General features: G+C 60.1%; 20 protein-coding genes. 8 read left to right on the top strand and 12 right to left on the bottom strand.

From position 1 onward, the window contains the following. Positions 1-117: 117 nt before the first annotated feature. Complete coding sequence (locus QMX98_RS17520; protein WP_282411148.1) at positions 118-2,073, top strand: acetoacetate--CoA ligase; 1,956 nt, start codon at positions 118-120, stop codon at positions 2,071-2,073. Here the strand turns inward: QMX98_RS17520 and QMX98_RS17525 are convergent. Both QMX98_RS17525 and QMX98_RS17530 read right to left on the bottom strand, forming a co-directional pair. Beyond that, positions 2,070-5,930, bottom strand: coding sequence for a hypothetical protein (locus QMX98_RS17525; RefSeq protein ID WP_282411149.1), 3,861 nt, complete (start codon positions 5,928-5,930; stop codon positions 2,070-2,072). The two genes, QMX98_RS17520 and QMX98_RS17525, sit on opposite strands and share 4 nt — an antisense overlap. Positions 5,931-6,055: 125 nt before the next feature. Then, positions 6,056-7,165, bottom strand: a complete 1,110-nt coding sequence (locus tag QMX98_RS17530) for a PilT/PilU family type 4a pilus ATPase (RefSeq protein ID WP_200666287.1) — start codon at positions 7,163-7,165, stop codon at positions 6,056-6,058. Positions 7,166-7,286: 121 nt separating this feature from the next. Here QMX98_RS17530 and QMX98_RS17535 point away from each other — a divergent pair, with 121 nt between their 5' ends. Continuing rightward, positions 7,287-9,824, top strand: coding sequence for a PAS domain-containing protein (locus QMX98_RS17535; RefSeq protein WP_077747701.1), 2,538 nt, complete (start codon positions 7,287-7,289; stop codon positions 9,822-9,824). Between the two features lie 65 nt (positions 9,825-9,889). After that, the gene (locus tag QMX98_RS17540; RefSeq protein WP_007898282.1) at positions 9,890-10,165 is read left to right on the top strand and encodes a peptidylprolyl isomerase; all 276 of its coding nucleotides are present in this window, start codon (positions 9,890-9,892) and stop codon (positions 10,163-10,165) included. A gap of 121 nt (positions 10,166-10,286) precedes the next feature. On the opposite strand, the gene QMX98_RS17545 is transcribed toward QMX98_RS17540, so the two are convergent. The 8 genes from QMX98_RS17545 to QMX98_RS17580 form a co-directional block, all read right to left on the bottom strand. Beyond that, positions 10,287-11,222 carry a sugar kinase gene (locus tag QMX98_RS17545; protein ID WP_083376588.1) on the bottom strand — a complete coding sequence of 312 codons (936 nt, stop codon included), beginning with the start codon at positions 11,220-11,222 and terminating at the stop codon, positions 10,287-10,289. A 141-nt stretch (positions 11,223-11,363) separates the two neighbouring features. Beyond that, positions 11,364-12,581 carry an amino acid deaminase gene (locus QMX98_RS17550; RefSeq protein ID WP_282411150.1) on the bottom strand — a complete coding sequence of 406 codons (1,218 nt, stop codon included), beginning with the start codon at positions 12,579-12,581 and terminating at the stop codon, positions 11,364-11,366. Between the two features lie 39 nt (positions 12,582-12,620). Beyond that, entirely contained in the window at positions 12,621-13,385 is a 765-nt protein-coding gene (locus tag QMX98_RS17555) for an IclR family transcriptional regulator (RefSeq protein WP_010460880.1), read from the bottom strand. A gap of 157 nt (positions 13,386-13,542) precedes the next feature. Then, positions 13,543-13,932 (bottom strand): RidA family protein, encoded by a 390-nt coding sequence (locus tag QMX98_RS17560; RefSeq protein ID WP_010460883.1) that lies wholly within the window; start codon positions 13,930-13,932, stop codon positions 13,543-13,545. Between the two features lie 32 nt (positions 13,933-13,964). Then, positions 13,965-14,756, bottom strand: coding sequence for an amino acid ABC transporter ATP-binding protein (locus tag QMX98_RS17565; protein ID WP_077747698.1), 792 nt, complete (start codon positions 14,754-14,756; stop codon positions 13,965-13,967). Beyond that, entirely contained in the window at positions 14,753-15,415 is a 663-nt protein-coding gene (locus tag QMX98_RS17570) for an amino acid ABC transporter permease (protein WP_077747697.1), read from the bottom strand. Before QMX98_RS17570 ends, QMX98_RS17565 begins: the two co-directional genes overlap by 4 nt. Before the next feature lie 9 nt (positions 15,416-15,424). Beyond that, positions 15,425-16,087: an amino acid ABC transporter permease gene (locus QMX98_RS17575; protein WP_010460889.1), complete on the bottom strand. Its 663-nt coding sequence runs from the start codon at positions 16,085-16,087 to the stop codon at positions 15,425-15,427. Between the two features lie 52 nt (positions 16,088-16,139). Then, entirely contained in the window at positions 16,140-16,988 is an 849-nt protein-coding gene (locus QMX98_RS17580; protein WP_221106134.1) for a transporter substrate-binding domain-containing protein, read from the bottom strand. Positions 16,989-17,332: 344 nt separating this feature from the next. Here QMX98_RS17580 and QMX98_RS17585 point away from each other — a divergent pair, with 344 nt between their 5' ends. Continuing rightward, positions 17,333-17,773, top strand: a complete 441-nt coding sequence (locus QMX98_RS17585) for a thioredoxin family protein (protein WP_282411151.1) — start codon at positions 17,333-17,335, stop codon at positions 17,771-17,773. Between the two features lie 104 nt (positions 17,774-17,877). Here the strand turns inward: QMX98_RS17585 and QMX98_RS17590 are convergent, their stop codons facing one another. Further along, positions 17,878-18,744 (bottom strand): LysR substrate-binding domain-containing protein, encoded by an 867-nt coding sequence (locus QMX98_RS17590; protein WP_282411152.1) that lies wholly within the window; start codon positions 18,742-18,744, stop codon positions 17,878-17,880. Positions 18,745-18,908: 164 nt separating this feature from the next. Here QMX98_RS17590 and QMX98_RS17595 point away from each other — a divergent pair, with 164 nt between their 5' ends. Together QMX98_RS17595 and QMX98_RS17600 are read left to right on the top strand one after the other, a co-directional pair. After that, positions 18,909-20,447 carry an MFS transporter gene (locus tag QMX98_RS17595; RefSeq protein WP_282411153.1) on the top strand — a complete coding sequence of 513 codons (1,539 nt, stop codon included), beginning with the start codon at positions 18,909-18,911 and terminating at the stop codon, positions 20,445-20,447. A 63-nt stretch (positions 20,448-20,510) separates the two neighbouring features. Beyond that, on the top strand, positions 20,511-20,768 hold the full coding sequence (locus tag QMX98_RS17600) for a DUF2790 domain-containing protein (RefSeq protein WP_077747692.1): 258 nt from the start codon (positions 20,511-20,513) through the stop codon (positions 20,766-20,768). Here QMX98_RS17600 and QMX98_RS17605 read toward each other — a convergent pair. Next, positions 20,765-21,169, bottom strand: coding sequence for a MerR family transcriptional regulator (locus QMX98_RS17605; protein ID WP_010460898.1), 405 nt, complete (start codon positions 21,167-21,169; stop codon positions 20,765-20,767). The genes QMX98_RS17600 and QMX98_RS17605 overlap by 4 nt on opposite strands. Positions 21,170-21,246: 77 nt before the next feature. On the opposite strand from QMX98_RS17605, the gene QMX98_RS17610 reads away from it, so the two are divergent. Both QMX98_RS17610 and poxB read left to right on the top strand, forming a co-directional pair. Next, complete coding sequence (locus QMX98_RS17610) at positions 21,247-22,470, top strand: NADH:flavin oxidoreductase/NADH oxidase family protein (RefSeq protein ID WP_083376583.1); 1,224 nt, start codon at positions 21,247-21,249, stop codon at positions 22,468-22,470. A gap of 83 nt (positions 22,471-22,553) precedes the next feature. Further along, entirely contained in the window at positions 22,554-24,278 is a 1,725-nt protein-coding gene (poxB, locus tag QMX98_RS17615) for a ubiquinone-dependent pyruvate dehydrogenase (protein WP_282411154.1), read from the top strand. Positions 24,279-24,375 lie beyond the last annotated feature (97 nt).

Consider the following 24,375-nt stretch of genomic DNA (forward strand, 5'->3'; position numbering starts at 1 on the left):
GGGCAAGCCTCGCTCCCACAGGTTTTGTGGTTGCAGCCGGATTTGTGGCTCGACGCAAAACCTGTAGGAGCGAGGCTTGCCCGCGAATGAATCTGAAAATAGAAGAAGAGGCAAGCCATGTCCGACATCCTCTGGCAACCCAGCGCCGAGCGCATCAGCAAAACCCGCATGGAGGCCTTTCGGCGCTTCATCATTAAACGGCACCACATTCACCTCGACGACTACCCCGCCCTGCACCAATGGTCCATCGATCAGCGCGTAGCTTTCTGGCAGGCGATCGTCGACTTCTTCGACATCCGTTTCCACGATCAGCCGGACGCAGTGCTGGTGGAAGGCGCGCAAATGCCCAGCGCCGAGTGGTTCCCAGGCGCCACCCTGAATTTCGCCGAGCACCTGCTGCGCCGTCGCGACGATGCCGTGGCGATCATTGCGATTGGCGAGAACGGCCAGCGTGAACACCTGACCTGGGCGGAACTCGCCGAGCATGTCGCCGGTTTTCAAAACAGTCTGAAAGCCGCTGGCGTCGGCCTCGGCGACCGTGTCGCCGCGTGCATGCCCAATACCTGGCAAACTCTGGTGGCCATGCTCGGCACCACCAGCCTGGGGGCGATCTGGTCCTGCTCATCACCGGACTTCGGCACCCAGGGCGTCATCGACCGCTTCGGCCAGATCGAACCGAAAGTGCTCATCACCTGCGCCGGTTACCGCTACGCCGGCAAGGACATCGATCAGACCGCCAAGGTCAATGAAATCCTCGAACGCCTGCCATCCTTGCAACAGTTGATCCTGGTGCCCTATGCCCGACCACAGGCACGCATCGAACAGTTCCACACCCGAGCCAACGTGACGCTGTGGGATGATTTTTACGACATCGGTGGCGAGCCGGATTTCGTCCCCGTGCCGTTCGCCCATCCGCTGTACATTCTCTACTCCAGTGGCACCACCGGCGTGCCGAAATGCATCGTCCACAGCACCGGCGGCGTGTTGCTGCAACACGTCAAGGAACACGGCCTGCATTGCGATCTCGGCCCCGGCGACCGTTTGTTCTACTACACGACGTGCGGATGGATGATGTGGAACTGGCTGGTCTCTGCCCTGGCCGTGGGCAGTGCAGTGGTGCTGTACGACGGCTCGCCGTTCCATCCGGACCCCCGGCGTTTGATCGACCTGATCGACGATGAACGCATCAGCGTCTTCGGCACCAGTCCAAAATTTCTCGCCACCCTGGAAACCCATGGGATCAAACCGCGCGAAAGCCATGACCTGAGCAGCCTGAAAACCCTGCTTTGCACCGGTTCCGCGCTGTCGCCGCAGAGTTACGACTACGTGTATCGCGACCTCAAGAGCGACCTGTGCCTGGCCTCGATGTCCGGTGGTACCGACATCGTTTCGTGCTTTGTGAACAGCAATCCTTTTGAGCCCGTGCGTCGCGGCGAAATCCAAGGCAAAAGCCTGGGCATGGCGGTCGAAGTCTGGAATGACGACGGCAAGCCTGTGATCGGCGAGAAAGGTGAACTGGTCTGTACCCGGCACTTCCCGGCGATGCCCATTGGTTTCTGGAACGACCCGCAGCAAGAGAAGCTGCACGCTTCATATTTCAGCCAGTTCCCCGGCGTCTGGGCCCAGGGCGATTACGCCGAACAGCTGCTCCACGGCGCGATGATGATCCACGGCCGCTCGGACGCGGTGCTCAACCCGGGCGGCGTGCGCATCGGTACCGCGGAAATCTATCGTCAGGTGGAGAAGGTCCCACAGGTGCTGGACAGCGTGGCCATTGGTCAGCAATGGCAGGATGACGTGCGGGTGGTGCTGTTCGTGAAGTTGCGCGACGGCGTCGAACTGGATGAAGCTTTGCAGCAGCAGATCCGCCAGGTCATCCGCGCCAACACCACACCCCGGCATGTACCGGCGAAGATTGTCGCGGTGACCGATATCCCACGGACCATCAGCGGCAAGGTCGTCGAGCTGGCGGTGCGGAACGTGGTGCATGGGCAGAAGGTGAAGAACACCGATGCGTTGGCCAATCCCGAGGCGCTGGAGCAATTTCGGGATCGGCCGGAACTGGCTTTTTAAACGGTTCGATCGAACGCTCGGGCCGGGGCTGCCGTGCCCTGTGCAAACCTCTGCGCAGTCACGGGTTTGTTCAGCGTGATCAGCACCGGATCGACAATCGCACGTTCGGGGTTTGCTTCCAGCGTGCTCCGCAGGAGGGACATGTTGCGGTCAAACCCGCCTTCGTCGGTGTACAACTGGCTCAGCAGCGAAGTGACCACTGCCAGTGAGTCGGCGTTTTCAAAGGCTTTGGCACGGGCGTGACGGGCAATGCCTCCATCTGTCACCGCAAGCTGTCCGGAGGCCAGGTTCAACAGCGACGCCACGTCCAGCGACTGGCTACCCCCAACGTTGCCGGCGTCGCGGGCATAGGCGACATCACCGATCTGCGCAGGTCCGTGAAACAGCTCATGGATCAAGTCGTCTGCGACGACGTCAAGGTTGAAACCCTGGCCGATGAAGTGACGGTTGAGATTGACGGTGTAGATTTCAACGAACTTCGCGTCGGATTGCCCGGTTGCGCCTTTCCACTGCTGGTATGCGTTCGTGTCGAAAGCGGCAATGTGGTGGGTGTCCTTGAGTGGATCAAGGACGAAGTTACTGATGGAAACGCCCGCGAAGTCCGCCCTGACCGCTCTCAAATAATTCAATAACTGATTGATTGCTTCATTCGAATCGCTTCCCATCAGCAGCCTCGCGACCAGCGTGCGCTGCGCCTCAAAATCACGGTGGATCAAGGCATTGATTGCGTTTTCGATTTTAGTCCGGGCTCGCGGCAGACTTTGTTCAATGAACTGTCGGGTGTAACTGACAGGCAATGTCTTGGTTGGGCGCGGCAAGCCGACAGGCGACACGTAGGCAAAGTGGTCCAGTTTGGGCCCCCAGGCTTTGCCCAGGCGGTCGAGGGCATACCATTGGAGTTGGTTGCGCGCGGCCACCACTGACAGGGTCTCACCCACTGCACCACGTGGCCGCCAGCTACCCTGTCCGGTGTGGACGTGACTGGCGGCGCGGAGCAGGTCATAGGATTTGTGGCTGCCATGGAGTCTGCCCAACTGGGACTTCGCCAGTCCAAGAAGCGCTTCAGCCTGACTGCTGAAACGTAACGCGCCCTTATGGATGAGTTTGCCGGCACCATAAAACACCGTTGGCACATCATCCACGGGGTTGAAGAGGGAAATGGAGGTGACAAAGGCCAGTTTGGTCAGACGGGCGCCTTTGGACGACAGGGAGATCGCCTTCGACGAGATGCTCAGCGCTTTGGCGCCCGCCCCCACGAATGCCCCGCCCAACGCCATGGCGTCCATGACGCAACCGTAGATACCGTCTACGACCTTGTTGTGCTCTCCGGAAGACAAATCCTCGATGCACTTTTTGAACGGAACCACCAGATTCACGATGTAATCTGCAGTCTCTTCGCCTTTTTTGCGTTCGGTTTCAAGCGCTGTCGGCACGGTGGCCATCAACTCGATTTCGTCCAACGTGCGCAACGGATGATTGTTCACAACGAACGCCGCAATTCGCGCCAGTTGCGGATTGCCAACATTCATATAAGTACTCTGCTGGCGAGCCGTTACTTGCAGTGGCGCGGGGAGTTCGCCCAGTTTTTCAATAATTGCCATGTCGCTGCTGGCGTCATTCCCGGCGAAAACGCCGTCGGTATATTCAATAACAGAAAGAGGCAACCATTCGGGGGGCGCAGGTCGTTCCGGCGCATTCAGGTCCCCGGTGAAATCCATTCTCGCGGCCGTTCGCAATTTACCTGTTGAGATGATCAGCGAGGCGAGCGTGTTGTTTCTCCGTAATTCACCCCGCAAGGTGAACAACTCATAACACACCGCCGTGTTTGCGTGAGTTGCAAACATGACAATGCCGAAGCGTCCCTTGACAGCATCGCTACCTTGCCGGGTTTCGTAAGTCGTTGAAACAGGGACCGGCGATATTGAAAAGAAAGACTCGGTTCTGGTGGCCGGAAGACGAACGGTAAAAAAGCTGATTTTTCCGTTCAGAAAGACGTCCAGATCATGAGGAAGCATGTGTGAAAGGGCCAACTTGATGTTGCTCGCCAGCGCGTTATTCAACTGGCCGAGATAATCGCGCAATTGGCGATGGTACTCGACATTGTTGGGAGGCAGGCTTCGCAACCTTGGAAAGCGACTATAAAGGCTAGTGACGGAGGGGTCGTACTGAGTTGGTCTTTTGTAATGGGTGATACCGGCCAACAAATCAGGGGTCCCGGAAATAACTTTATCGGGAAAGACCGCAGGAAAATCCCACTGGCCACCTTCCAGATCCGCCGACATGTGCAACTCGACCATGGACATGGGGTTGGAGGACGCATAAAGGCCGGGGTGTTGATATAGCACTTTATCGTCGAGAAAATCACACTCCGGCACCGCGCCTTGCAAGGCTTCGCGCGCGATGGTTTCGCGGTTGGGCATCGGGATGGAATAGACGCGCGCCAGATGGGTGAAGTTTTCCGCATATGCCTGGAACGCGGTGATGGCCCGCTCGGTGCTGTCCTTTGCCGCTTGAGTCAGCTCGCTTGCGCTGATAACGCTGTTGATCAGTGCCCAGTCGACGATCGGATCGATCATTGCCAAATCCCTCAGTCGGGACAGCGGCTCGCTGACAGGCTCCAGTTCGACATACGCCATGATTTGCGCATACGTCAGCACACGCGACGCGCCCTTCCTGACCGCTTCCGCCAAGGCAACGCCATGGCAAAAGGTTACCCAGGCAACCGAGCCCATCGTCATCGACGATGGCACGCCCCTGACCAGAAATTCCGGCGCAATGTCCGCCAGCAGCAGATGACACGCCAGTGGCGCCGCCGCAGGATCAACCCAGCCCTTGGTATAGAGAAAGGCTTGCAGCTCTTCGCGGACCATGGCCGGCGACCGCTCTACGTTGCTCGGCGCATATAAAGCGAAACCACCGAGACTCTTGCGGTCCCCGGTGCTACCTAGAGACGGATAAAGATCCAGCAACAGGCTGGTGACCAGCAGTTGCTCGAGATCTTGCGCAGAGACGTTCTGCCCGGGATGCGCGCCGAACCAGTCCGACGCTTCCAGAATCTCCCTGGCACAGGCCTGGGCCACCGGATGCTTGACCAACGCGACGATCCGCTCGGCGGCATTTTCGTGTGTCGCAACGGCGCGTCCCGTTTCGCGGTACAACATGTCCAGCAGTCTGGTGTTCTGGGTAACACGCTCAGTAACCTGCCGAATGGCGGTCCGTTGCTCAGCCGACAAGACGGCTAACGATGAATCATCCGTAACCAACTGCCCCCAATAGTGCCCCAACTCATCGACATCAGGATCAAACTCGAAAAGCGCGATCAGGTTTCTGGTTTCGCTCGCGTTCGTTGGAACCGTCAGGCCATGAAACCTCAGCCATTGGTCCACATCGACGAAATCTTCGGTGTAAATGTATCCACCGGCTTGCCTGGCAATATCACCTACCACCAGCAGCTTTTGATAATAGTGCGACGCCTGGACGATATTCACGTCGACGACTTCCCACACTTGCCGGTCTTTTCGGAATATCTCAAGTCCGCCGTTTTCGTTAATACGGGTTGACGCCATATTCTCCGGACGGTGGCGACGGAGTTCGTCCATTACGACCGTGTAGTTGGCCAGGTTATTCCATGCCACTCGCCCCGGCATATGGACTTCATACAGCGAAGAACCTTTTGCCAGCTCAAACTCATAACCTTGCCAATGGTACGGTCCTTCATCCTCTTGATCCTCGAAGACACTTTGCAACAAGCGCGCGACCGCTTGTCGTTCAGCAGCATCGGCCCTTAACCACTGGTGCTGGACTTCTGAAACGGCTCCGGACAACGGATAGTCTTTATATTTCAACTTAACAACCATAAAACAACCTTATGTATTTAGTTCACTGATTCATTAATCGAAGGTGAATCCTGACCCACCAAAAATTAACTAAACAGTAAAACTTCATAAGACAACATTTCATCGTCGCCGCCTTACCCACCTCATCAATCCACTAACCCCCAGTCCCCAATGGGCGCATTGGCGGTCGAAGGCCCACCGCCATACAGCTTGAGGCGCAACTTCAGATTGCTCAGCGAGTCCGCATGTTTTAGCGCCTCTTCCTCACTGATTGCGCCTTCCATCACCAGTGCATACAGTGCGCCATCGAACGTCTGCATACCGAACTCTGCGGACTTTTCCATGATGTCTTTAAGTTCGTCCAGTTGATTGCGCCTTATCAAGTCACCGATCGTGGGTGTTCCCAACATCACTTCCACTGCCGCCCTGCGCTGACCGTCAAGGGTCCGCACCAATCGTTGGGAAACAAACGCTTTCAGATTGTTGCTCAAGTCATGCAGCAACTGCGTCCGCCGCTCTTCGGGAAAGAAATTGATGATGCGGTCCAGCGCCTGATGGGCGTTGTGCGCGTGCAATGTAGAAATCACCAGATGGCCCGTATCGGCAAACGCCAGCGCGTGCTCCATGGTTTCGCGGTCGCGGATTTCGCCGATCAGTACCACGTCCGGGGCCTGACGCAGGGTGTTTTTCAGGGCAGCATGAAAACTGCGGGTATCGACGCCGACCTCGCGCTGGTTGATGATCGACTGCTTGTGCCGATGGATGTACTCGATCGGGTCCTCGATGGTGACGATATGGCCAGTGCTGTGGCGGTTGCGGTAATCGATCAGCGCCGCGAGGGAGGTTGACTTGCCGCAATCGGTGGCGCCGACGAACAGTATCAATCCTTGTTTGAGCATCACGGTTTCGAGCAGCACCGCCGGTAGTTTGAGGTCTTCGAAACGCGGGATGTCGAGCTTGATGTTGCGTGCCACGATTGACACATCGTTGCGTTGCTTGAAGATGTTGACCCGAAAGCGCCCGATACCCGCCAGGGAGATTGCCAGGTTCATCTCCAGTTCCCGATCGAACTCCAGGCGCTGTTCGGCGTCCATGATGGACTCGGCAATGGCCGCGACTGCTCCCGGCTTGAATGGCTGGTCGGTCAGCGGCTTGAGCACACCGTCGAACCGCGCACTGGGTGGTGCGCCGGTGGAAAGATAGAGATCGGATCCATTCCGGTCAGACAGTATCTGCAACAGTGCATCGATTTCCATGGCAAAAAACACCCGCGAAGCATTCAATGAAAAAGTAATGACCCATGGCAGGTCATCCAGCGTCTACCGCCCTGCAAGGATAGTAGACGCCGCGCCACCGACTTAAGTGCAGGACAATTTGATGAACGCAACACTGACGGGCAGCGATGCACAGGCCTTGATCGCCAGACTGGACTGGACACGCACCCCGCTGGGCGCTGCCAGCACCTGGCCACAGAGCCTGCGCACTGCCGTGGACATCGTGATTCATTCACCGATGCCGATGCTGTTGCTGTGGGGTCCGCACCTCACGCAGATCTACAACGACGGCTTCGCCCTCCTCGCCGGCAGCAAGCATCCACACGCTTTCGGACAACCGACGCACCAGATCTGGCCAGAACTTCAGGACTTTACCAGCCCCATTTACAGCGCTGTCCTACAAGGCCAGGTGCGTACCTACAGCGAACAACGTTTTACTTTGCAACGCGACGAAGGTGATTCCGACTTCTGGCTGGACCTGACCTACAGCCCGATCCGCGATGAAAACGCTGAGGTTGCTGGCATTCTGGTCACCGCCATCGAAACCAATGAACGCCGACGCATCGCGCTGGAACTGGAACAGCGGTCGGCCGCCAGTCTCAAGGCCCAGCACGAAACCGAACAGCGCCTGCAACTGGCGCTGGCGGCCACCGACGCCGTCGGCACCTGGGATTGGGACATCGGCGAAGATCGCTTCATCGCCGATGCGCATTTCGCCGAACTGCACAACATCGACCCACTGCTCGCCAGTCAGTTGCCCATCAGCGCCTACCTCCAGGCCGTGCACCCGGAAGATCGCGCCATGGTCGCCCGCAGCATCAAATATTCCATCACCCACGGCACCGAATACGCCGAGGAATATCGCTTGCTGCAACCCAGCGGTCACCTGCGCTGGGTGTTTGCCCGCGGTCGCTGCTACAAGGACCACCATGGCCGGCCGATCCGCTTCCTTGGCGCCGCGCTGGATCTGACCGAACGCAAGCTCACCGAGCAAGCCCTGCGCCAGAGCCAGACCGAGTTGCAGCTGATCATCAACGCCATGCCCATCCTGATCAGCTACGTGGACAGCGAGGAACGCTTTCGCTTGAACAACGCCGCTTATCTGGACTGGTATGGCCTGACACCGCAGGAACTTTATGGCCGCACCATTCGTGAAGTGCTGGGCGAAGAAGCCTATGCCTTGCGCGCCGAACACATTGCCCTGGCGCTGACGGGCAAGTCTTGCTGTTTCAGCATCAATACCCCGCACCGGGACGGCAGTAACCGCCATGCCTTGATGAATTACTTGCCGCGCCACGGTGCCGACGGCACGGTGAATGGTTTCTACATCTTTGTCATTGACGAAACCGAGCGCAAACAGACGGAAGAAGCCCTGCGCAATCTCAACGATACCCTTGAGGAACGGGTCGCGGCCCGCACCCAGCAGTTGGCCGAAGCCAACCAACGGCTGCAAAACGAGATGTTCGAGCGTGAACGCGCGGAAGACGCCTTGCGCCATGCACAGAAAATGGAGGCGGTCGGGCAGCTCACCGGCGGCATCGCCCACGACTTCAACAACATGCTGACCGGGATCATCGGCAGCCTCGATCTGATGCAGCGCTATATCGCGGAAGGGCGCGCCGCCGAGATTGGCCGTTTCACCGAAGCCGCGGTGTCCTCGGCCAATCGTGCCGCCGCCCTGACCCATCGGCTACTGGCGTTTTCCCGGCGTCAGTCGCTGGATCGCCGGCCGCTGAACGCCAATGACCTGGTGCACTCCCTGGAAGACTTGTTCAGCCGGACCAAGGGCGATCACATCGAACTCAAACTGCTGCTGGCCGGCGAGGTCTGGCCGGTGAGCACTGACGTCAGCCAACTGGAAAACGCTCTGCTCAACCTCGTCATCAACGCCCGGGACGCCATGCCCGATGGCGGCGAGTTGCTGATCGAAACCGCCAACGTTTACCTCGACGGCAGCGACATCACCACGTTGGAACCGGTCAAGGCCGGGGATTACGTGATGATTGCCGTCAGCGATAACGGCACCGGGATGACACCGTCGGTGCTGGCCAAGGCGTTCGACCCGTTCTTCACCACCAAACCCATCGGCCAGGGTACCGGCCTTGGATTGTCGATGATTTATGGGTTCGCCCAGCAGTCGGGCGGGCATGTCAGCCTGTTCAGTTTGCCGGGCAAGGGCACCAGCGTTCGCCTTTACTTGCCCCGATTGCACGCCACGGAACCGGAAAAAGTACTGCTGCCGTTCACGGGCGAGGCTCCGGCGGCGATTGCCGGCGAAACCGTGGTGTTGGTGGAAGACGACCCGGCGGTGCGCATGCTGGTGCTCGACCTGCTCAACGAGCTGGGTTATCACGCTCACGAAGCCGAGGATGCGAAGACCGCCCTGCCCTTGCTGGAATCCGACCTGAGGGTCGATCTGCTGGTGACCGACGTAGGCCTGCCGGGCATGAACGGCCGACAACTGGCAGAGATCGCTCGCCAGCACCGTCCCGAACTCAAAGTCCTGTTCATGACCGGTTACGCGGAGAAAGCCGCCGAACGCCAGGGTTTCCTGGAAGAAGGCATGGACATGGTCGCCAAACCGTTTTCCATTGACCTGTTGGCCAACAAGATTCGCACGATGATCGGCCAACCGGAGTGAGTTGAGGCATAATCGCGCGCCCCGCTGGCATCAACATAGCCATCACCGTTGCAAGGTATGCCCCCATGAAAGCTCAAGCCCGCCATATTCTGGTGAAAACCTCGGAAGAAGCCGAGCAGCTCAAACAACGCATCGCCAAGGGCGAAGCCTTTGATGTGCTGGCCAAGAAGTACTCCACCTGCCCGTCCGGCAAACGCGGGGGCGACCTGGGTGAAGTGCGGCCCGGGCAAATGGTCGGGGTGATCGACGCGGTGATCTTCAAAAAACCGCTGCGGGTGGTGCATGGGCCGATCAAGAGCAAGTTCGGGTATCACCTGGTGCAGGTGTTTTACCGGGATTGATGGGTTTGGCTTAAAGGCCCTGTGGCGAGGGAGCTTGCTCCCGCTGGGCTGCGTAGCGGCCCCAATTTACGGCTGCTGCGCACCCGAACGGGAGCAAGCTCCCTTGCCACAAAAGCTTATTTCAATCTTTGGGAATCAGTGCTCCAGGCACCTGAATCACCCGACTCGCCAACCGATGCCCCGCCTCGGCCGCCTCAACCGCACTTCCACCCTTGAGCCGACTGGCCAGATACGCCGCGCTGAACGAATCCCCCGCCGCCGTGGTGTCCACCACGCGCTCGACCTTCTGCGCGGGCACCTCGAACGACTCGCCATCACAGCGAATCAGACACGCCTCGGCGCCACGCTTGAGCACCACTTCGGGGGTGCCAATTTGCTCGTAAGCGGCAAACACCGCCTCGCCATCGGAAAAATGAAACAGCGCCTGCTCGTCATCGACGGTCAGCAACGCCAGATCGACATAGGGCAAGACGCTGCGATAAGCCGCCCGCGCCTCTTCGACTGACGCCCACAAGCGTGGCCGGTAGTTGTTGTCGAACACGATCCGCGCATCCCGCTGACGGGCCTCGATCAGGGTTTCCAGCAGTTTCACCCGACCTTGCACGCCGAGCACCGCCAGGGTGATGCCGCTGAAATACAGCACGTCGTAATCCGGCAGCGCGGCCAGGATCGGCGCGGCGGCCGGGGTGGTGAAGCAGTCGCGCACGGCCGCTTCGTTACGCCAATAGAGGAAGCGGCGCTCGCCCGCCGCATCAGTCTGGATGCAGTACAAACCGGGCAGTCGCCCGGGCAGGCGCTGAACCATGCCCAACCCGATGTGTTCGTCGGCCCAGGTCTGGCACATGGCATCGCTGAAACTGTCGTCGCCCAGTGCGGTGACGTAATCGACGATGCCGCGGGTGCCGAGTTCCCGGGACAGGTAGACCGCAGTGTTCAAGGTATCGCCGCCGAAGCTCTGTTGCAGCGTGCCATCGGCGCGTTGTTGCAGCTCGATCATGCACTCGCCGATCAAGGCGATGCGCGGGGTGTTGGGGCCGAGGGTGTTGATGGTGTTCATTGTTGTGGGGTCTCTGGTATTGCGGTGTTGTCTGGGAGGATGCCATCGCGATCAGGCTCACTCCCACATTGGATCTTCAGTGTTCACAAGATCCCTGTAGGAGCGGGCTTGCTGGCGAAGGCCGCGCCTCGGTCCGAAGCCTTAGAAACAGGTTTCCATGGTTTCGATGACGTTCAGCTGCTCATCCACCAGACACCCCGTGCGCCACTTGTCGAACGTCAGGCACGGGTGCGAAGTGCCGAACGAAATGATGTCGCCCACCCGCAGCTCAACCCCCGGCGCCACGGTCATGAACGCGTGTTGGTCCATCACCGCCGTCACTTTGCAGGCGCTGACATCGTCGCCGGTGGCAGGCACCACGCCGGCCTTGTAACGCAGCAGCGGCACCGGCAACCCCGCGTCGTAGGCGACGTCGCGTTTGCCCAGGGCGATCACCGCGAAACCCGGTTCCGGCAACGACTGCACATGTGCCCAGACTTCCATTGCCGGGCGCAGGCCCTCGTGCAGATCGCTGCGGCGGTCGAGCACGCAGCATTGCGCTTCCTTGTAGATGCCATGGTCGTGAGCCACGTAGCTGCCGGGGCGCAACACGCTGAGGAAACGTCCACCCGCGTTCTGCGCTTCGAAGGATTCGGCGATCAAGTCGTACCAGGCCGAACCCGACGCGGTGATGATCGGCTTGGGAATCGCAAAGGCGCCGCTGTCCTGCAACTGCACGGCCAGGCGCACCAGGGAGGCGGCGAATTCACGAATGCCTGTGACCGCATGATCACCGTGGATCACGCCCTCGTAGCCTTCGATGCCGGTCAGCGCCAGCGCCGGTTGAGCGCCGATGGCTTTGGCCAGCGCGACCACTTCCGTTTCACTGCGGCAACCGCAACGCCCGCCGACCACGCCGTACTCGATCATCACGTTCAGGCGCACACCGCGCGAGGCGAAGTACGCGCCCAGGTCAGCGACGTTGTCCGGGTGATCGACCATGCAATGGAAGTCGAACGTCGGGTCCGCCAGCAAGTCGGCGATCAGCGCCATGTTCGGCGTACCGACCAATTGGTTGGCCATCAGCACCCGACGCACACCGTGGGCATAGGCCGCGCGGGTTTGCGTGGCGCTGGCCAGGGTGATGCCCCAGGCGCCGGCGTCGAGTTGGCGCCGGAACAGCGCGGGCGTCATGCTGGTTTTGCCGTGGGGCGCGAGTTCGGCGCCGCTGTTGCTGACAAACGCCTGCATCCAGCGAATGTTGTGCTCCAGCGCTTCGCGGTGCAGCACCAGCGCAGGCAGGCTGACGTCGCGCACGAGATTGGCGCCAGTCTGGGCAAAACCCTTTTCCACAGCGGCAGTGTTTTGGGCAGAAGACATGGTCGAACTCCTCACATTCGCGGCTGCGGGCAGCCGCTTTTATTCGTTGATACGCCGGGCCAGGCTATTGGCGCTGTCGATCAGCACCCGGCGATAGTCGTTGTAATTGTTCTTGGCGTCGTCCCGTGGGGCGACGATGCACAGGGTCGCAATGGCCACGCCGCTCGGGTCTTTGACCGGGGCGGCGAAGCAATGGGTGAAGGTGTCGGCGACGCTATCGAAAGAGAAGAAGCCATCGATACCGGCCTGACGGATTTCCTTGAGAAACTGCTCCAGCGGCAGGCGTTCGCCGTCGGGCAGGATGAAGTCGTCGTGGTCGATCAGGTCAATGATCTCCTGATCACTCAGGTGCGCCAGCAGCAGGCGCCCGGAAGCAGTCCAGGGGATTGGCGCGTTCTCGCCGATGTCCGAGGAAATACGGAAATGCCGCTCGCCCTCTTTCATCAGCGCGACGGTGTATTTGCGCCCGTTAAGCAGGCACATCTGCGCGGTTTCATGGGTCTGGCTGACGATGTCCTGCAAAGCGTGATCGGCTTCGCGGGTCAGGTCGAAATGGCGCAAATGCGCTTGCCCGAGAAAGTACAACTGACGGCCGAGGTAGACGTGACCGTCCTTGCCCACGGGTTCGAGAATGCGTCGTTCCAGCAGGGAAGCGACCAGTTCGTAGATCGTGGATTTCGGGCTGTCGATGCCGCTGGCGATTTCATTCGGGCGCAGCGGTTTGCCGACTTCCTTGAGGAAATCGAGGATATCGAACGCCCGGTCCAGACCGCGAGCCCGGCGCTTGATGGTGTCTTCGGTCATGTCAGTGGTTCCCATACAAATTCGCCGGGGAGTTTACCGCTAATGATCGTTCCCACGCTCGGCGTGGGAATGCCTCAATGGACGCTCTGAGTCCGCTTTGCGACGCGGAGCGCCCCGGGCTGCATTCCCCCGCAGAGCGTGGGATCGATCATTAGGCTCAGGCCTTTTTCTTGTACGCGATGCAGTCGATCTCGACCTTGCAATCGACCATCATGTTCGCCTGCACACAGGCCCGGGCTGGTGCGTGCTCGCTTTTGAAGTACTCGGAGAAGACCTTGTTGAAACTGGTGAAATCCCGCGGATCCTCCAGCCACACGCCAGCACGCACCACGTCTTCCAGGCCATAACCGGCCTCTTCGAGAATCGCGATCAGGTTCTTCATGGCCTGGTGGGTCTGCTCGACGATGCCACCGGTAATGATCTCGCCGTCCACCGCCGGCACCTGCCCGGAAACGTGCAACCAGCCATCGGCTTCAACGGCTCGGGCGAAAGGGCGAGGCTGACCGCCAGCGGCGGTGCTGCCGGTGCCGTAACGAGTAATGCTCATGAGTGTTTCTCCTGATCGAAAAAATATAAAAATTAAAACCGCGTGTTCTTGAGAAATTCGGCAAGACGCGGCGATTGCGGGCGTTCGAACAGCTCCTTGGGAGGCCCCTGCTCTTCGATCCGCCCCTGGTTCATGAAGACGATCTTGTCCGAGACCTCGAAGGCAAAACGCATCTCGTGGGTGACCAGCAACATGGTCATGCCTTCGTCGGCCAGGCCCTTGATCACGTTCAGCACTTCGCCGACCAGTTCCGGGTCCAGGGCCGAGGTCACTTCGTCGAACAGCATCAGGCTCGGGTTCATGGCAATCGCCCGGGCAATCGCCACGCGCTGTTGCTGACCGCCGGACAACTGGCCGGGATAGTGGTCACGACGCTCCAGCAGGCCAACCCGCTCCAGCCATTTCTCCGCCAGCGCCACCGCTTCGTCCTTGTGCAGTTTCTTGACCTTGAGCAAGCCAAGGGTGACGTTCTGCAGCGCGGTCAGGTGCGGGAACAGGTTGAACTGCTGGAACGCCATGCCGGTCATTGCCCGGTGCCGGGCGATGACTTTTTCCGGGTGACGCACGCGCTTGCCGTTGACCTCGTCATAGCCGATGGACTCGCCATCGAGCACGATCTGCCCGCCCTGGAATTCTTCGAGCATGTTCACGCAACGCAGCAGCGTGGTCTTGCCCGAGCCGCTGGAGCCGATCAGCGTGACCACGTTGCCGCGCTGCATGGTCAGGTCGACGCCCTTGAGCACTTCAAGCTTGCCGTACTGTTTGTGCAGGCCGCGAATGTCCAGCAGGGCCTGGTTCTGTGTCGAAACTTGAGGTTGAGTCATGGCAAGGCCACCCGCTTTTCAATGTGCCGGCCGAGTAATTCGATGGCGTAGTTGATGACGAAAAACAGAAATCCGGCGAACAGGTAAAACTCCAGCGTCATGAAGGTGCGCGCGATGATCTGCTGCGTGCTGAGCAACAATTCCGCCACACCGATGACCGACAGCAAGGTCGACGCCTTGACGATTTCGGTCGACGAGTTGACCCAGGTCGGCAGGATCTGCCGCAACGCCTGAGGCAACAACACGTAGCCGAGCGCCTGATAAAACGTCAGGCCGATGGCCTTGCTTGCCTCCATCTGGCCACTGGGCAACGCTTGCAACGCGCCGCGCACAATCTCCGCGACGTGGGAGCCGCAGAACAGCGTCAGCCCCAAGGCACCGGCCTGAAACGCGCTGATTTGCCAGCCCAATGCGGGCGCCATGTAGAAGCAGGCCAGCACCAGTACAAACACTGGTGTGCCGCGAATAATGTCCACGTAAAACCGGAACGGTGCGCGCATCCAGAACTTGCCGTAGGTCAGCACCAGACCGGTAACAATACCGACCATCGTACCCAGCAAAATCGCCAGGGCCGAGACCTGCACACTGGTCAAAAAGCCCTGCCACAGAACTTCCCGCGCCACCCATAACTCATGCAACCAACTGGGGGATTCGTACATGGTGGCCTCCTATCGGCGGATCGCCAGACGCTGCTCGAGGTAACGCAGCATCATGGCAATGAGGTAACAGGCCGCAACATAGAGCGCTGTGGTCACCAGCCAGGTTTCGATCACCCGGTAGCTCTCGACATTGATCTTGCGTGCGTAGTAAGTCAGCTCCGGCACCGCAATCGCGGCGGCCAGCGAGGTGTCCTTGAACAGCGAAATGAAGTTGTTCGACAAGGCCGGCAACACATTGCGCAGCATCACCGGCACGGTGACGTAGGCCTTGACCTGCCACTCGCCCAACCCGATCGCCAGGCCCGCTTCACGCTGCCCCTTGGGAATGCTCAACAAGCCACCACGGAACACTTCAGTCAGGTACGCCCCGGCGTACAGCGACAGGGTGATGATGAACGACGGGATCTTGTCCAGCCGGATCCCCAGGCTCGGCAAGGCGAAGTAGATCAACAGAATCAACACCAGAATCGGCGTATTACGGACCACCGTCACATACACCGACGCCAGCACCCGCAATGCACGGTGCTTTGACAGCAAAGCAAACGCCATCATCAGGCCGATCACGCAACCGATGGCGATCGACACCAGCGCCAGCTCAAGGCCCAGACCGAGCCCCGCCAGCAAGGTGTCGAAATCGCGCCACACGGCGGCAAAGTTCAACTGATAGTTCATGGTCAGCAGTACCTTGAACGGGGCGCGTCATCGGCGCCCCGCTCTCACGGGATCATTTGAATTCGACAGGGAAACCGATGGCCGGGGTCGGCAGGTCTACTCCGAACCATTGCTTGAAGGACGCCGCGTAAGTCGGGAACTCAACGCCGGTCATGGCTTCATGCAAGGTGGTGTTGACGAAGTTCAGCCAGTCCTGATCGCCGCGCTTGACCGCGCAGGCGTAGGTCTGCGGGCTCCAGGCGTAGGCCGGGCTGCGATAGCGGCCAGGGTTCTGCACCATCAGGTATTTCACCGACGATTGATCGGTGGCGGCGGCGTCGGCACGGCCGGAGTTCACGGCCTGATACATCAGATCAACACTGTCGTACTGATCGACCTTGGCCTTGGGCAAGGCTTGATGCACCAGCTCCTCGGCGTACACGTTCTGCAGCACCGCCACGGTCACGCTGTCGTTGGCGGCCTTGAGGTCTTCGATTTCCTTGTACTTGCTGTTGGCCGGCAGCAGCAGTCCGACACCTTCGCGGTAGTAAGGCAGGGTGAACGCCACTTGCTGGGCACGGCTGGCGGTCACGGTGATGAACTGGCAACTGATATCGACCTTGTCCGTCAGCAGGTTGGGAATCCGCGCATCGGACGACTGCACCACGAATTCAACCTTGGTCGGGTCATTGAACAAACCCTTGGCAATCATTTTCCCGATATCGATATCAAACCCCTGCAACTTGCCATCCGCTCCCTGGAAGTGCCACGGCGCATTGGTACTGCCCGTGCCCACAATCAGTTTCCCGCGGGCCAGCACGCTATCGAGCTTGCTGTCCGCCGCCTGGGCCACGCCCATGGAAGCCGCCGAAGCAGCGACAAGAAAAATACACGCTTTAAACAAGGAAGGTCGGCGTTGCATGGCAAGCACTCCAGGGTGATGTTTATTCCGCTATACCGGACATAGGTGTGTAACAACGGAATAGACAGCAGAAAGTGTGCCACAGGTTGCGAGGGGAATGTCGGGGAGATTGGAAAGTGTTTTGAATCAAATGGATGGGTGAACGTTAAAAATGCAGGTTACGAAACGCACAGGGGAACGAACGCTACCGTTGGCTACACGGTTCGGGTACTTGCACCACATTCGTCTTGAGGCGGTTCAAATTGGGGCAGCGTGTTACCTGTAATTTCTGACAGTAGACCCACCCGTCTCCGCTCCTTTACCGTCGACAGACACTCAATGCACAGTGAAAAAAGGAGTTCACCATGCGCTCGGCTGCCCACAACACGCTGGCCCCGACCTACCGCAAAGCCCTGAAAACCTGGCGCCCAGTGATTTTGTACTTCGGCAGCCAGCACTGTCCGGTCTGCGAAATGGCCGGGCCGATCTTCCGTCAGGTTGCCGAGGCCTATCGGCATCACGCGCACGTCTACATGCTGAACACCATTGAGTCGCCTCGGCATCCGCACGTCACCGGAACTCCAACCGTGCTGTTTTATCAGAACGGTAAACTGCTGAAGAAGCTCAAAGGGATTGGAACCGAACAAACGTTGAAAGAGGATTTCGCCAGGCACATTGGCAGGGTGAAACCGGCGAGGGAGAAGCGTAAACCGACGCACGATCTCACATGGTTGCGACGGACCTTGCGCCGGCTGTGCACGGTGCCTCGTGCCACTGAGCGGTTGAATCGTCGGGTTTGCTGTTAGGTTGGGGCATTGGTGGTGTTGGGTAGATTGCTTTCGCGAGCAGGCTCGCTCCTACATTGGATCTTCAGTGTTCACAAGATCCCTGCTCGCGAAAGCTTTTGCCCTTAGCGATTTTTGACCTGCTCGATGTACCTGGACACCGCCGCCGATTTCTCGAACCGTCGATGAATCAACGACAACCACGACGTCGCCTCGCAGCCCTTGATCGTGCGGTACAACACACCGGGCAACCCGACATGCCCGACCACCGACGCCGGCACAACTGTCACGCCCTGCCCCAGCGAAACCAGCGCGATCACCGCCACCAGCCCGCCCGGCTGCGCGCCCAGTTTCGGTGCAAACCCGCCCTCGGCGGCGACTTGCAAAGTGCCGCTGATTTGTTCCGGCAGGATGAACGTCTCGTTTTGCAGATGCTCCGGAGCAATCTCTGGCAGTCGGCACAACCAGGACTCGGAGGACAGCGCCAGCACAAAGCCTTCTGCATCCAGGCGAACGGCTTCCAACCCCTCGGGCAAGGTCATCGGTGAGCGGACATAGCCCACATCAAATCGCCCCTCGACCACCATGGCTGGCAATGACGCCATAGGGCTTTCCCGAACATTCAAGCTGACGTCCGGGCATTCACGACCAAAAGCCTGCACCTGTTTTTGCAGCACCCCCGAGTACACCGCCGACGCCACGTAACCGAGTTCGATATGGCCAATATCCCCGCGTCCGGCCCGCTGGGCATTGTGCTGGGCGTACTCGAATTGCCGCACCGTCGCCTCGGCTTCGATCATTAACGCCGCGCCGGCCTCGGTCAGGCTGACTTCACGTGTCTGGCGCACGAACAGTCGCGTGCCGAGTTCGTTCTCCATGTCCTGGATCTGCCGGGTCAAGGTCGGCGGCGCGATACCGAGTTGTTCGGCGGCGCGGGTAAAGTTGCCTTGCCGGGCAACGGCCAGAAAGTAGCGGAAATGCCGTATGTCCATGGGTGTATTAGCTCAAAGGTAATGAAGTCCCGGTGCCGGGCTAACAGAGCCGACAATCGACCGCGATAAGCTCAATGGCAATCACAGTAGAGAGCCAACGCCATGTACGTCAAACACCTTTGCGCCGCCACGATCAACGACCTTGCCCAAAAGGCAATCAGGCCATGAGCCGGGTCAGTCCGCGCCTGACGCTGCTGACGGCCTCCGGCGTCTGCTCGCTGATCGTGCTCGACACCAACATCGTCGCCGTCACTCTGCCGACCATCGCACGGGACCTGGGCGCGAACTTTGCCGACATTGAATGGGTGGTCAGCGCCTACATGCTGGCGTTCGCAGCGTTGTTGCTGCCCGCCGGGAGCATCGCCGACCGCTTTGGCCGGCAGAAAACCCTGCTCTGGGGCCTGGGGATTTTCATCCTTGCCTCCATCGGTTGCGGCGCGGCGCCCACGGCGTTGTTCCTTGACATTGCGCGGGCGGTCAAGGGTGTCGGCGCGGCACTGTTGCTGACCTCGGCCCTGGCCTCCATCGGCCACACCTTTCACGATGAAGTCGAACGGGCCAAGGCCTGGGCGTTCTGGGGTGCGTGCATGGGCGTGGCGATGACCGCTGCGCCGACGGTCGGCGGGGTGATCACCGAATATGTTGGCTGGCGCTGGATCTTCTACCTCAACCTGCCGGTGGGCGCGTTCTTGATGTTCATGGTCTGGCGCGCCGTGCCGGAATCCAGGGACCCCCAATCGGCGCGACTCGATCCCTGGGGCAGCCTGGCGTTCAGTGCGAGTTTGCTGTGCCTGATCTGGGGCTTGATCGAAGCCAATCGAATCGGCTGGAGCAACCCGCTCACCTACGCCCGGATCATCGGGGGCGCGCTGCTATTGGGGCTGTTTGTACTGATTGAGCGGATGCAACAGCGGCCGATGGTCGACCTGAAATTGTTCAGGCATCCGCGTTTCATCGGCGCCCTCCTTGGCATGTTTGCCTACGCCGGTTGCGCTCAGGTGATGATGACGTTGCTGCCGTTCTACCTGCAAAACGGCCTGGGCTTCTCGGCCATCGCGTCGGGGCTGGGGATGTTGCCGTTTGCCGTGACCATGTTGATTTGCCCGCGCATCGGCGCTCGGCGGGCCAATCGACTTGCCCCAGCCACGCTGATGGCGGCGGGTTTGACCCTGGTCGGCAGCGGTAACCTGCTCAGCGCCTGGGCCGTCAGCAGCGGCGGCTACCTGCCCTTCGCACTGGCCATCGCCGTGACGGGCGCCGGTGCCGGCCTGCTCAATGGCGACACGCAAAAAAACATCATGGCCTGCGTCCCTCGCGAGCGCACCGGCATGGCCTCAGGCATGAGCACCACCATGCGTTTCAGCGCGATCGTGCTGGCCATCGGTGTCTTTGGCGCGCTGCTGTCCAGCCACACCGAATTGCTGTTGCGCACCAGCCTGTCGACGCAGGGTCCGCAATGGCTCGGCCAGACCCAGGGCATTGCCTCACGGGTGGTCGCCGGAGACATGACGGCGGCGATGAACCTGCTGCCGGAAACCGCGCGTGCGTTGGTCGAGCCACTGGCGCGTCAGGCCTTCGTCGGCGGCTTCAGCCTGCTGCTTCTGGTCGCGGGTTTGCTGGCCTTGCTGGGGGCGCTGGTGGTCGGCACGCTGATGCGCAATCCGATCCCTGCGCCGAAAAGTTTTTCCCTGAGCCTGGAATAAACCCCAACGGGGCTCGTCGTACTGCCACTGAAATCGTTCAGTAGTCACTACGAGAGCCCCATCATGAAACGCATTCTGTCCGCCCTGTTTCTCATCAGCCTGAGCGGTGTTGCAGCGGCCGCCGCCGTCGACAACTCCAGCACGCCGAAAGTCGAGGACTACAAGTATTCGACGCCGCTCCATATCGCCAAAGTGCTTAACATGACCCGCGACGATGGTTGCGGCCCCCTGCCGCGGGAGATGACTTACATTGATACCGCGGGCACCACCCATGTCCTGCGCTACCAGGCCTTTGGCGATAACTGTCTCGGTCAAAATTAATGCTGGATCAACGCCAGCACTCGCTCGGCATTCTCACCGCACGCCATTCCTTCGGGCCGCGTCTGGATGTTCTCGATCAACCCCAGCAACTGCGCCTTGTTTTGTGCCAGGTGCAGTTGCATCGCTTCGATCTGTTCGACTTTGCGCCCCAGGCTCGCCACCAGTGCATCGTCGTCGAACTCGCCTGTTACGGTGTCTGGCAACAATAACTTGAGCTCGTCGAGGCTGAACCCGGCCTGCTGTGCGCACTGAATAATCTTCAGGGTTTGCAGAACTTGCGGCGGGTAACGCCGATAGCCGTTGGCCATGCGCTCCACTTGCCGGATCAGGCCTTGAGCCTCGTAGAACCGAATGCGCGACGCGTTCAACCCGCTCAATTGCGCCAATTCACCAATCTTCATCTCGGCCTCATTTGCCTGCTTGACATTAAAGTTAACTTTAAGCTTAGCCTCTTCGCATTACTGATGAGGAGTCAAGCATGTCACCCTTTCAAACGCTGAAGTTACCCAACGGCCAGACCCTCGACAATCGCATCGCCAAAGCTGCGATGGATGAGAACCTTGCCGATACCGGACAAGCGCCGTCGACTGCGCTGCTCAAGTTGTATCAGGCTTGGGCCGAAGGTGAAACGGGCCTGTTGCTGACCGGCAACGTGATGATCGATCGCCGCGCCATGACCAGCCCTGCAGGTGTCGTGCTGGAAGACGAGCGCCATCTTGAGCTGTTCCGTCAGTGGGCCACCATTGGCCGCTCCGGTGGCGCGCATGTGTGGATGCAGCTCAACCATCCCGGGCGCCAGATCATGGCCAACCTCGGTCAGCAAGCCTGGGCACCCTCCGCCGTGGCGCTGGACCTGGGTTCTTTTTCCAAGATGTTTGCCGAACCCAAACCGATGTCGGAAAGCGATATCGCCGAGGTTATCCAACGCTTCGCCACCAGTGCCGCCCTTGCAGAGAAAGCCGGTTTCACCGGCGTGCAGATTCACGCGGCACACGGCTACCTGATCAGCCAGTTTCTGTCGCCCTTGACCAACCGTCGGACTGACCAGTGGGGTGGTTCCCTGGAGAATCGCGCCCGGCTGTTGCTGGCCGTGGTCAGCGCCGTTCGCCAAGCGGTGTCGCCTCAGTTTTGCGTCTCGGTAAAGCTCAACTCGGCAGACTTCCAGCGCGGCGGTTTCGACGCTGACGACGCCCGCCAAGTGATCCAGTGGCTCAACGACCAACCACTGGATTTGCTCGAACTCTCCGGGGGCAGCTACGAAGCACCAGCCATGCAAGGCGACGCCCGCGACGGCAGGACCCTGGCCCGGGAGGCGTACTTTCTGGAAATGGCCGGCGAACTGGCCAGCGTTGCGAGCATGCCGGTGATGGTAACGGGTGGGATTCGACGTCTGGCCATCGTCGAACAGGTGCTCGACAGCGGCATCGCCATGGCCGGTATCGGCACGGCGCTCGCCATTGAACCGCAGCTGGTCAAACGCTGGCGCGAAGGCCAGGACAGCCACCCGCAATTGCCGCCGATCCTCTGGAAACGTAAACCGCTGGCCGCCCTGGCGAACATGGCCGTAGTGAAGTTCCAGCTCAATCGCCTGAGCCGCGGACGCAAGACCCGGCCACAGGTTTCAGCGCTATGGGCGTTGATCGTTGATCAGCTGTATCTCGCCCGGCGCACGCGTCAGTACCGGCAGGCGATGGGCAAGTAATCTCAAATCGGGGTGAGTCATGGTTGCCGCAGCGTTGTCCTCTTTTAACCCTGAGGACCATTCATTAACCACTGGAGCACCCCATGGCGAAAATCACCCTTGCCCAGCAACTGGCGACCACCCTTGAACAAGCAGGTGTGAAACGCATCTGGGGCCTGACGGGCGACAGCCTCAATGGCCTGACCGAAGCCCTGCGCACCATGGACAGCATCGAGTGGATGCACGTGCGTCACGAGGAAGTTGCAGCGTTCGCGGCCGGCGCCGATGCGGCGGTTACCGGGGAACTGGCGGTCTGCGCCGGGAGTTGCGGGCCGGGCAATCTGCACTTGATCAACGGGCTCTTCGATTGCCACAAAAACCATGTACCGGTGTTGGCCATCGCGGCGCAGATTCCCTCTTCGGAAGTAGGCCTGAATTACTTTCAGGAAACCCACCCGCAGGAACTGTTCAAGGAATGCAGCCACTTCGTCGAGCTGGTGAGCAGCCCGGCGCAGATGCCCCAGGTGCTGCATCGGGCGATGCGCAGTGCCATCCTCAATCGCGGTGTCGCGGTGGTGGTGATTCCCGGCGACGTCGCGCTGCAGGAGGTCGAAGACAACCTCAAACCCTGGCCGGCGCTGTCCAAACCTCGCACCCTGCCCGCGCCTCACGACCTGGATCGGCTGGTCGAATTGCTGAGTCAAAGCGACGCCGTGACGCTGATGTGCGGCGCCGGGTGCGCGGGCGCCCACGATCAGGTGGTGGCATTGGCCGACGCCCTCGGCGCGCCGGTGGTGCATGCGTTGCGCGGCAAGGAGCACGTGGAGTGGGACAATCCGTTCGACGTCGGCATGACCGGGTTGATCGGCTTCAGCTCCGGTTATCACGCGATGCTCAACTGCGACACGCTGGTGATGCTCGGGACTGACTTTCCCTATCGCCAGTTCTACCCCTCCGACGCCACCATCATTCAGATCGACCACGACCCGCAAGCCCTCGGACGGCGGACCACGCTGGATCTGGGCATCGCCGCCGATGTAGGCGAAACCCTCGCCGCGTTGCTGCCGCGCCTGCCTTATCGTGGCGACCGGAGCTTTCTCGAGTCATCCCTCAAGCACTACCAGAAGGCCCGTCAGGGGCTGGATGACCTGGCTCAACCGTCGGCGCCGGGTCGGCCGATTCATCCGCAGTACCTCACTCGCCTGCTCAGTGAGCTGGCCGATGACGATGCGATCTTCACTGCCGACGTGGGCACGCCGACCGTCTGGGCCGCACGTTATCTGAAAATGAACGGCAAGCGCCGATTGCTGGGCTCGTTCAACCACGGTTCCATGGCGAACGCGATGCCCCAGGCCATTGGCGCGCAAGCGTCATTTCCCGGGCGGCAGGTAATTTCGCTGTCTGGCGATGGCGGCTTCAGCATGTTGATGGGGGACTTCATTTCGCTGGCGCAACTCAAGCTGCCGGTGAAAATCATCGTCTACGACAATGCCTCGCTCGGGTTCGTGGCCATGGAAATGAAATCCAGCGGGCTGCTGGACACCGGTACGGACCTGCACAATCCGGACTTCGCGGCGATGGCCAATGCCATGGGGATCCTGGGGATTCGTGTCGAGGAATCCGAAGCGCTGGAACCGGCCTTGCGCCGCGCGCTGGCGCATGACGGGCCCGTGCTGGTGGACGTGGTGACGGCGACCCAGGAACTGGCGATGCCCCCGACGATCAAGCTGGAACAGGCCAAAGGGTTCAGTTTGTACATGCTCAAAGCGGTGATGAGCGGGCGTGGGGATGAGGTGATTGAGTTGGCGCGTACTAATCTGTTCCGCTGACGCGCTTGGACTGCATCGCCCCCTTCGCGAGCAGGCTCGCTCCCACAGGATTTTGTGAACGCCCGAGATCCAGTGTGGGAGCGAGCCTGCTCGCGAT

It is taken from the genome of Pseudomonas sp. PS02303, assembly GCF_029959925.1.
GTDB lineage: Bacteria > Pseudomonadota > Gammaproteobacteria > Pseudomonadales > Pseudomonadaceae > Aquipseudomonas > Aquipseudomonas mandelii.

What these genes read in the sequence shown, in the direction of transcription:
- QMX98_RS17520 (WP_282411148.1), top strand. Translation starts at nt 118, where the DNA reads ATGTCCGACATCCTCTGGCAACCCAGCGCCGAGCGCATCAGCAAAACC.
- QMX98_RS17525 (WP_282411149.1), bottom strand. Translation starts at nt 5,930, where the DNA reads ATGGTTGTTAAGTTGAAATATAAAGACTATCCGTTGTCCGGAGCCGTT.
- QMX98_RS17530 (WP_200666287.1), bottom strand. Translation starts at nt 7,165, where the DNA reads ATGGAAATCGATGCACTGTTGCAGATACTGTCTGACCGGAATGGATCC.
- QMX98_RS17535 (WP_077747701.1), top strand. Translation starts at nt 7,287, where the DNA reads ATGAACGCAACACTGACGGGCAGCGATGCACAGGCCTTGATCGCCAGA.
- QMX98_RS17540 (WP_007898282.1), top strand. Translation starts at nt 9,890, where the DNA reads ATGAAAGCTCAAGCCCGCCATATTCTGGTGAAAACCTCGGAAGAAGCC.
- QMX98_RS17545 (WP_083376588.1), bottom strand. Translation starts at nt 11,222, where the DNA reads ATGAACACCATCAACACCCTCGGCCCCAACACCCCGCGCATCGCCTTG.
- QMX98_RS17550 (WP_282411150.1), bottom strand. Translation starts at nt 12,581, where the DNA reads ATGTCTTCTGCCCAAAACACTGCCGCTGTGGAAAAGGGTTTTGCCCAG.
- QMX98_RS17555 (WP_010460880.1), bottom strand. Translation starts at nt 13,385, where the DNA reads ATGACCGAAGACACCATCAAGCGCCGGGCTCGCGGTCTGGACCGGGCG.
- QMX98_RS17560 (WP_010460883.1), bottom strand. Translation starts at nt 13,932, where the DNA reads ATGAGCATTACTCGTTACGGCACCGGCAGCACCGCCGCTGGCGGTCAG.
- QMX98_RS17565 (WP_077747698.1), bottom strand. Translation starts at nt 14,756, where the DNA reads ATGACTCAACCTCAAGTTTCGACACAGAACCAGGCCCTGCTGGACATT.
- QMX98_RS17570 (WP_077747697.1), bottom strand. Translation starts at nt 15,415, where the DNA reads ATGTACGAATCCCCCAGTTGGTTGCATGAGTTATGGGTGGCGCGGGAA.
- QMX98_RS17575 (WP_010460889.1), bottom strand. Translation starts at nt 16,087, where the DNA reads ATGAACTATCAGTTGAACTTTGCCGCCGTGTGGCGCGATTTCGACACC.
- QMX98_RS17580 (WP_221106134.1), bottom strand. Translation starts at nt 16,988, where the DNA reads ATGCAACGCCGACCTTCCTTGTTTAAAGCGTGTATTTTTCTTGTCGCT.
- QMX98_RS17585 (WP_282411151.1), top strand. Translation starts at nt 17,333, where the DNA reads ATGCGCTCGGCTGCCCACAACACGCTGGCCCCGACCTACCGCAAAGCC.
- QMX98_RS17590 (WP_282411152.1), bottom strand. Translation starts at nt 18,744, where the DNA reads ATGGACATACGGCATTTCCGCTACTTTCTGGCCGTTGCCCGGCAAGGC.
- QMX98_RS17595 (WP_282411153.1), top strand. Translation starts at nt 18,909, where the DNA reads ATGAGCCGGGTCAGTCCGCGCCTGACGCTGCTGACGGCCTCCGGCGTC.
- QMX98_RS17600 (WP_077747692.1), top strand. Translation starts at nt 20,511, where the DNA reads ATGAAACGCATTCTGTCCGCCCTGTTTCTCATCAGCCTGAGCGGTGTT.
- QMX98_RS17605 (WP_010460898.1), bottom strand. Translation starts at nt 21,169, where the DNA reads ATGAAGATTGGTGAATTGGCGCAATTGAGCGGGTTGAACGCGTCGCGC.
- QMX98_RS17610 (WP_083376583.1), top strand. Translation starts at nt 21,247, where the DNA reads ATGTCACCCTTTCAAACGCTGAAGTTACCCAACGGCCAGACCCTCGAC.
- poxB (WP_282411154.1), top strand. Translation starts at nt 22,554, where the DNA reads ATGGCGAAAATCACCCTTGCCCAGCAACTGGCGACCACCCTTGAACAA.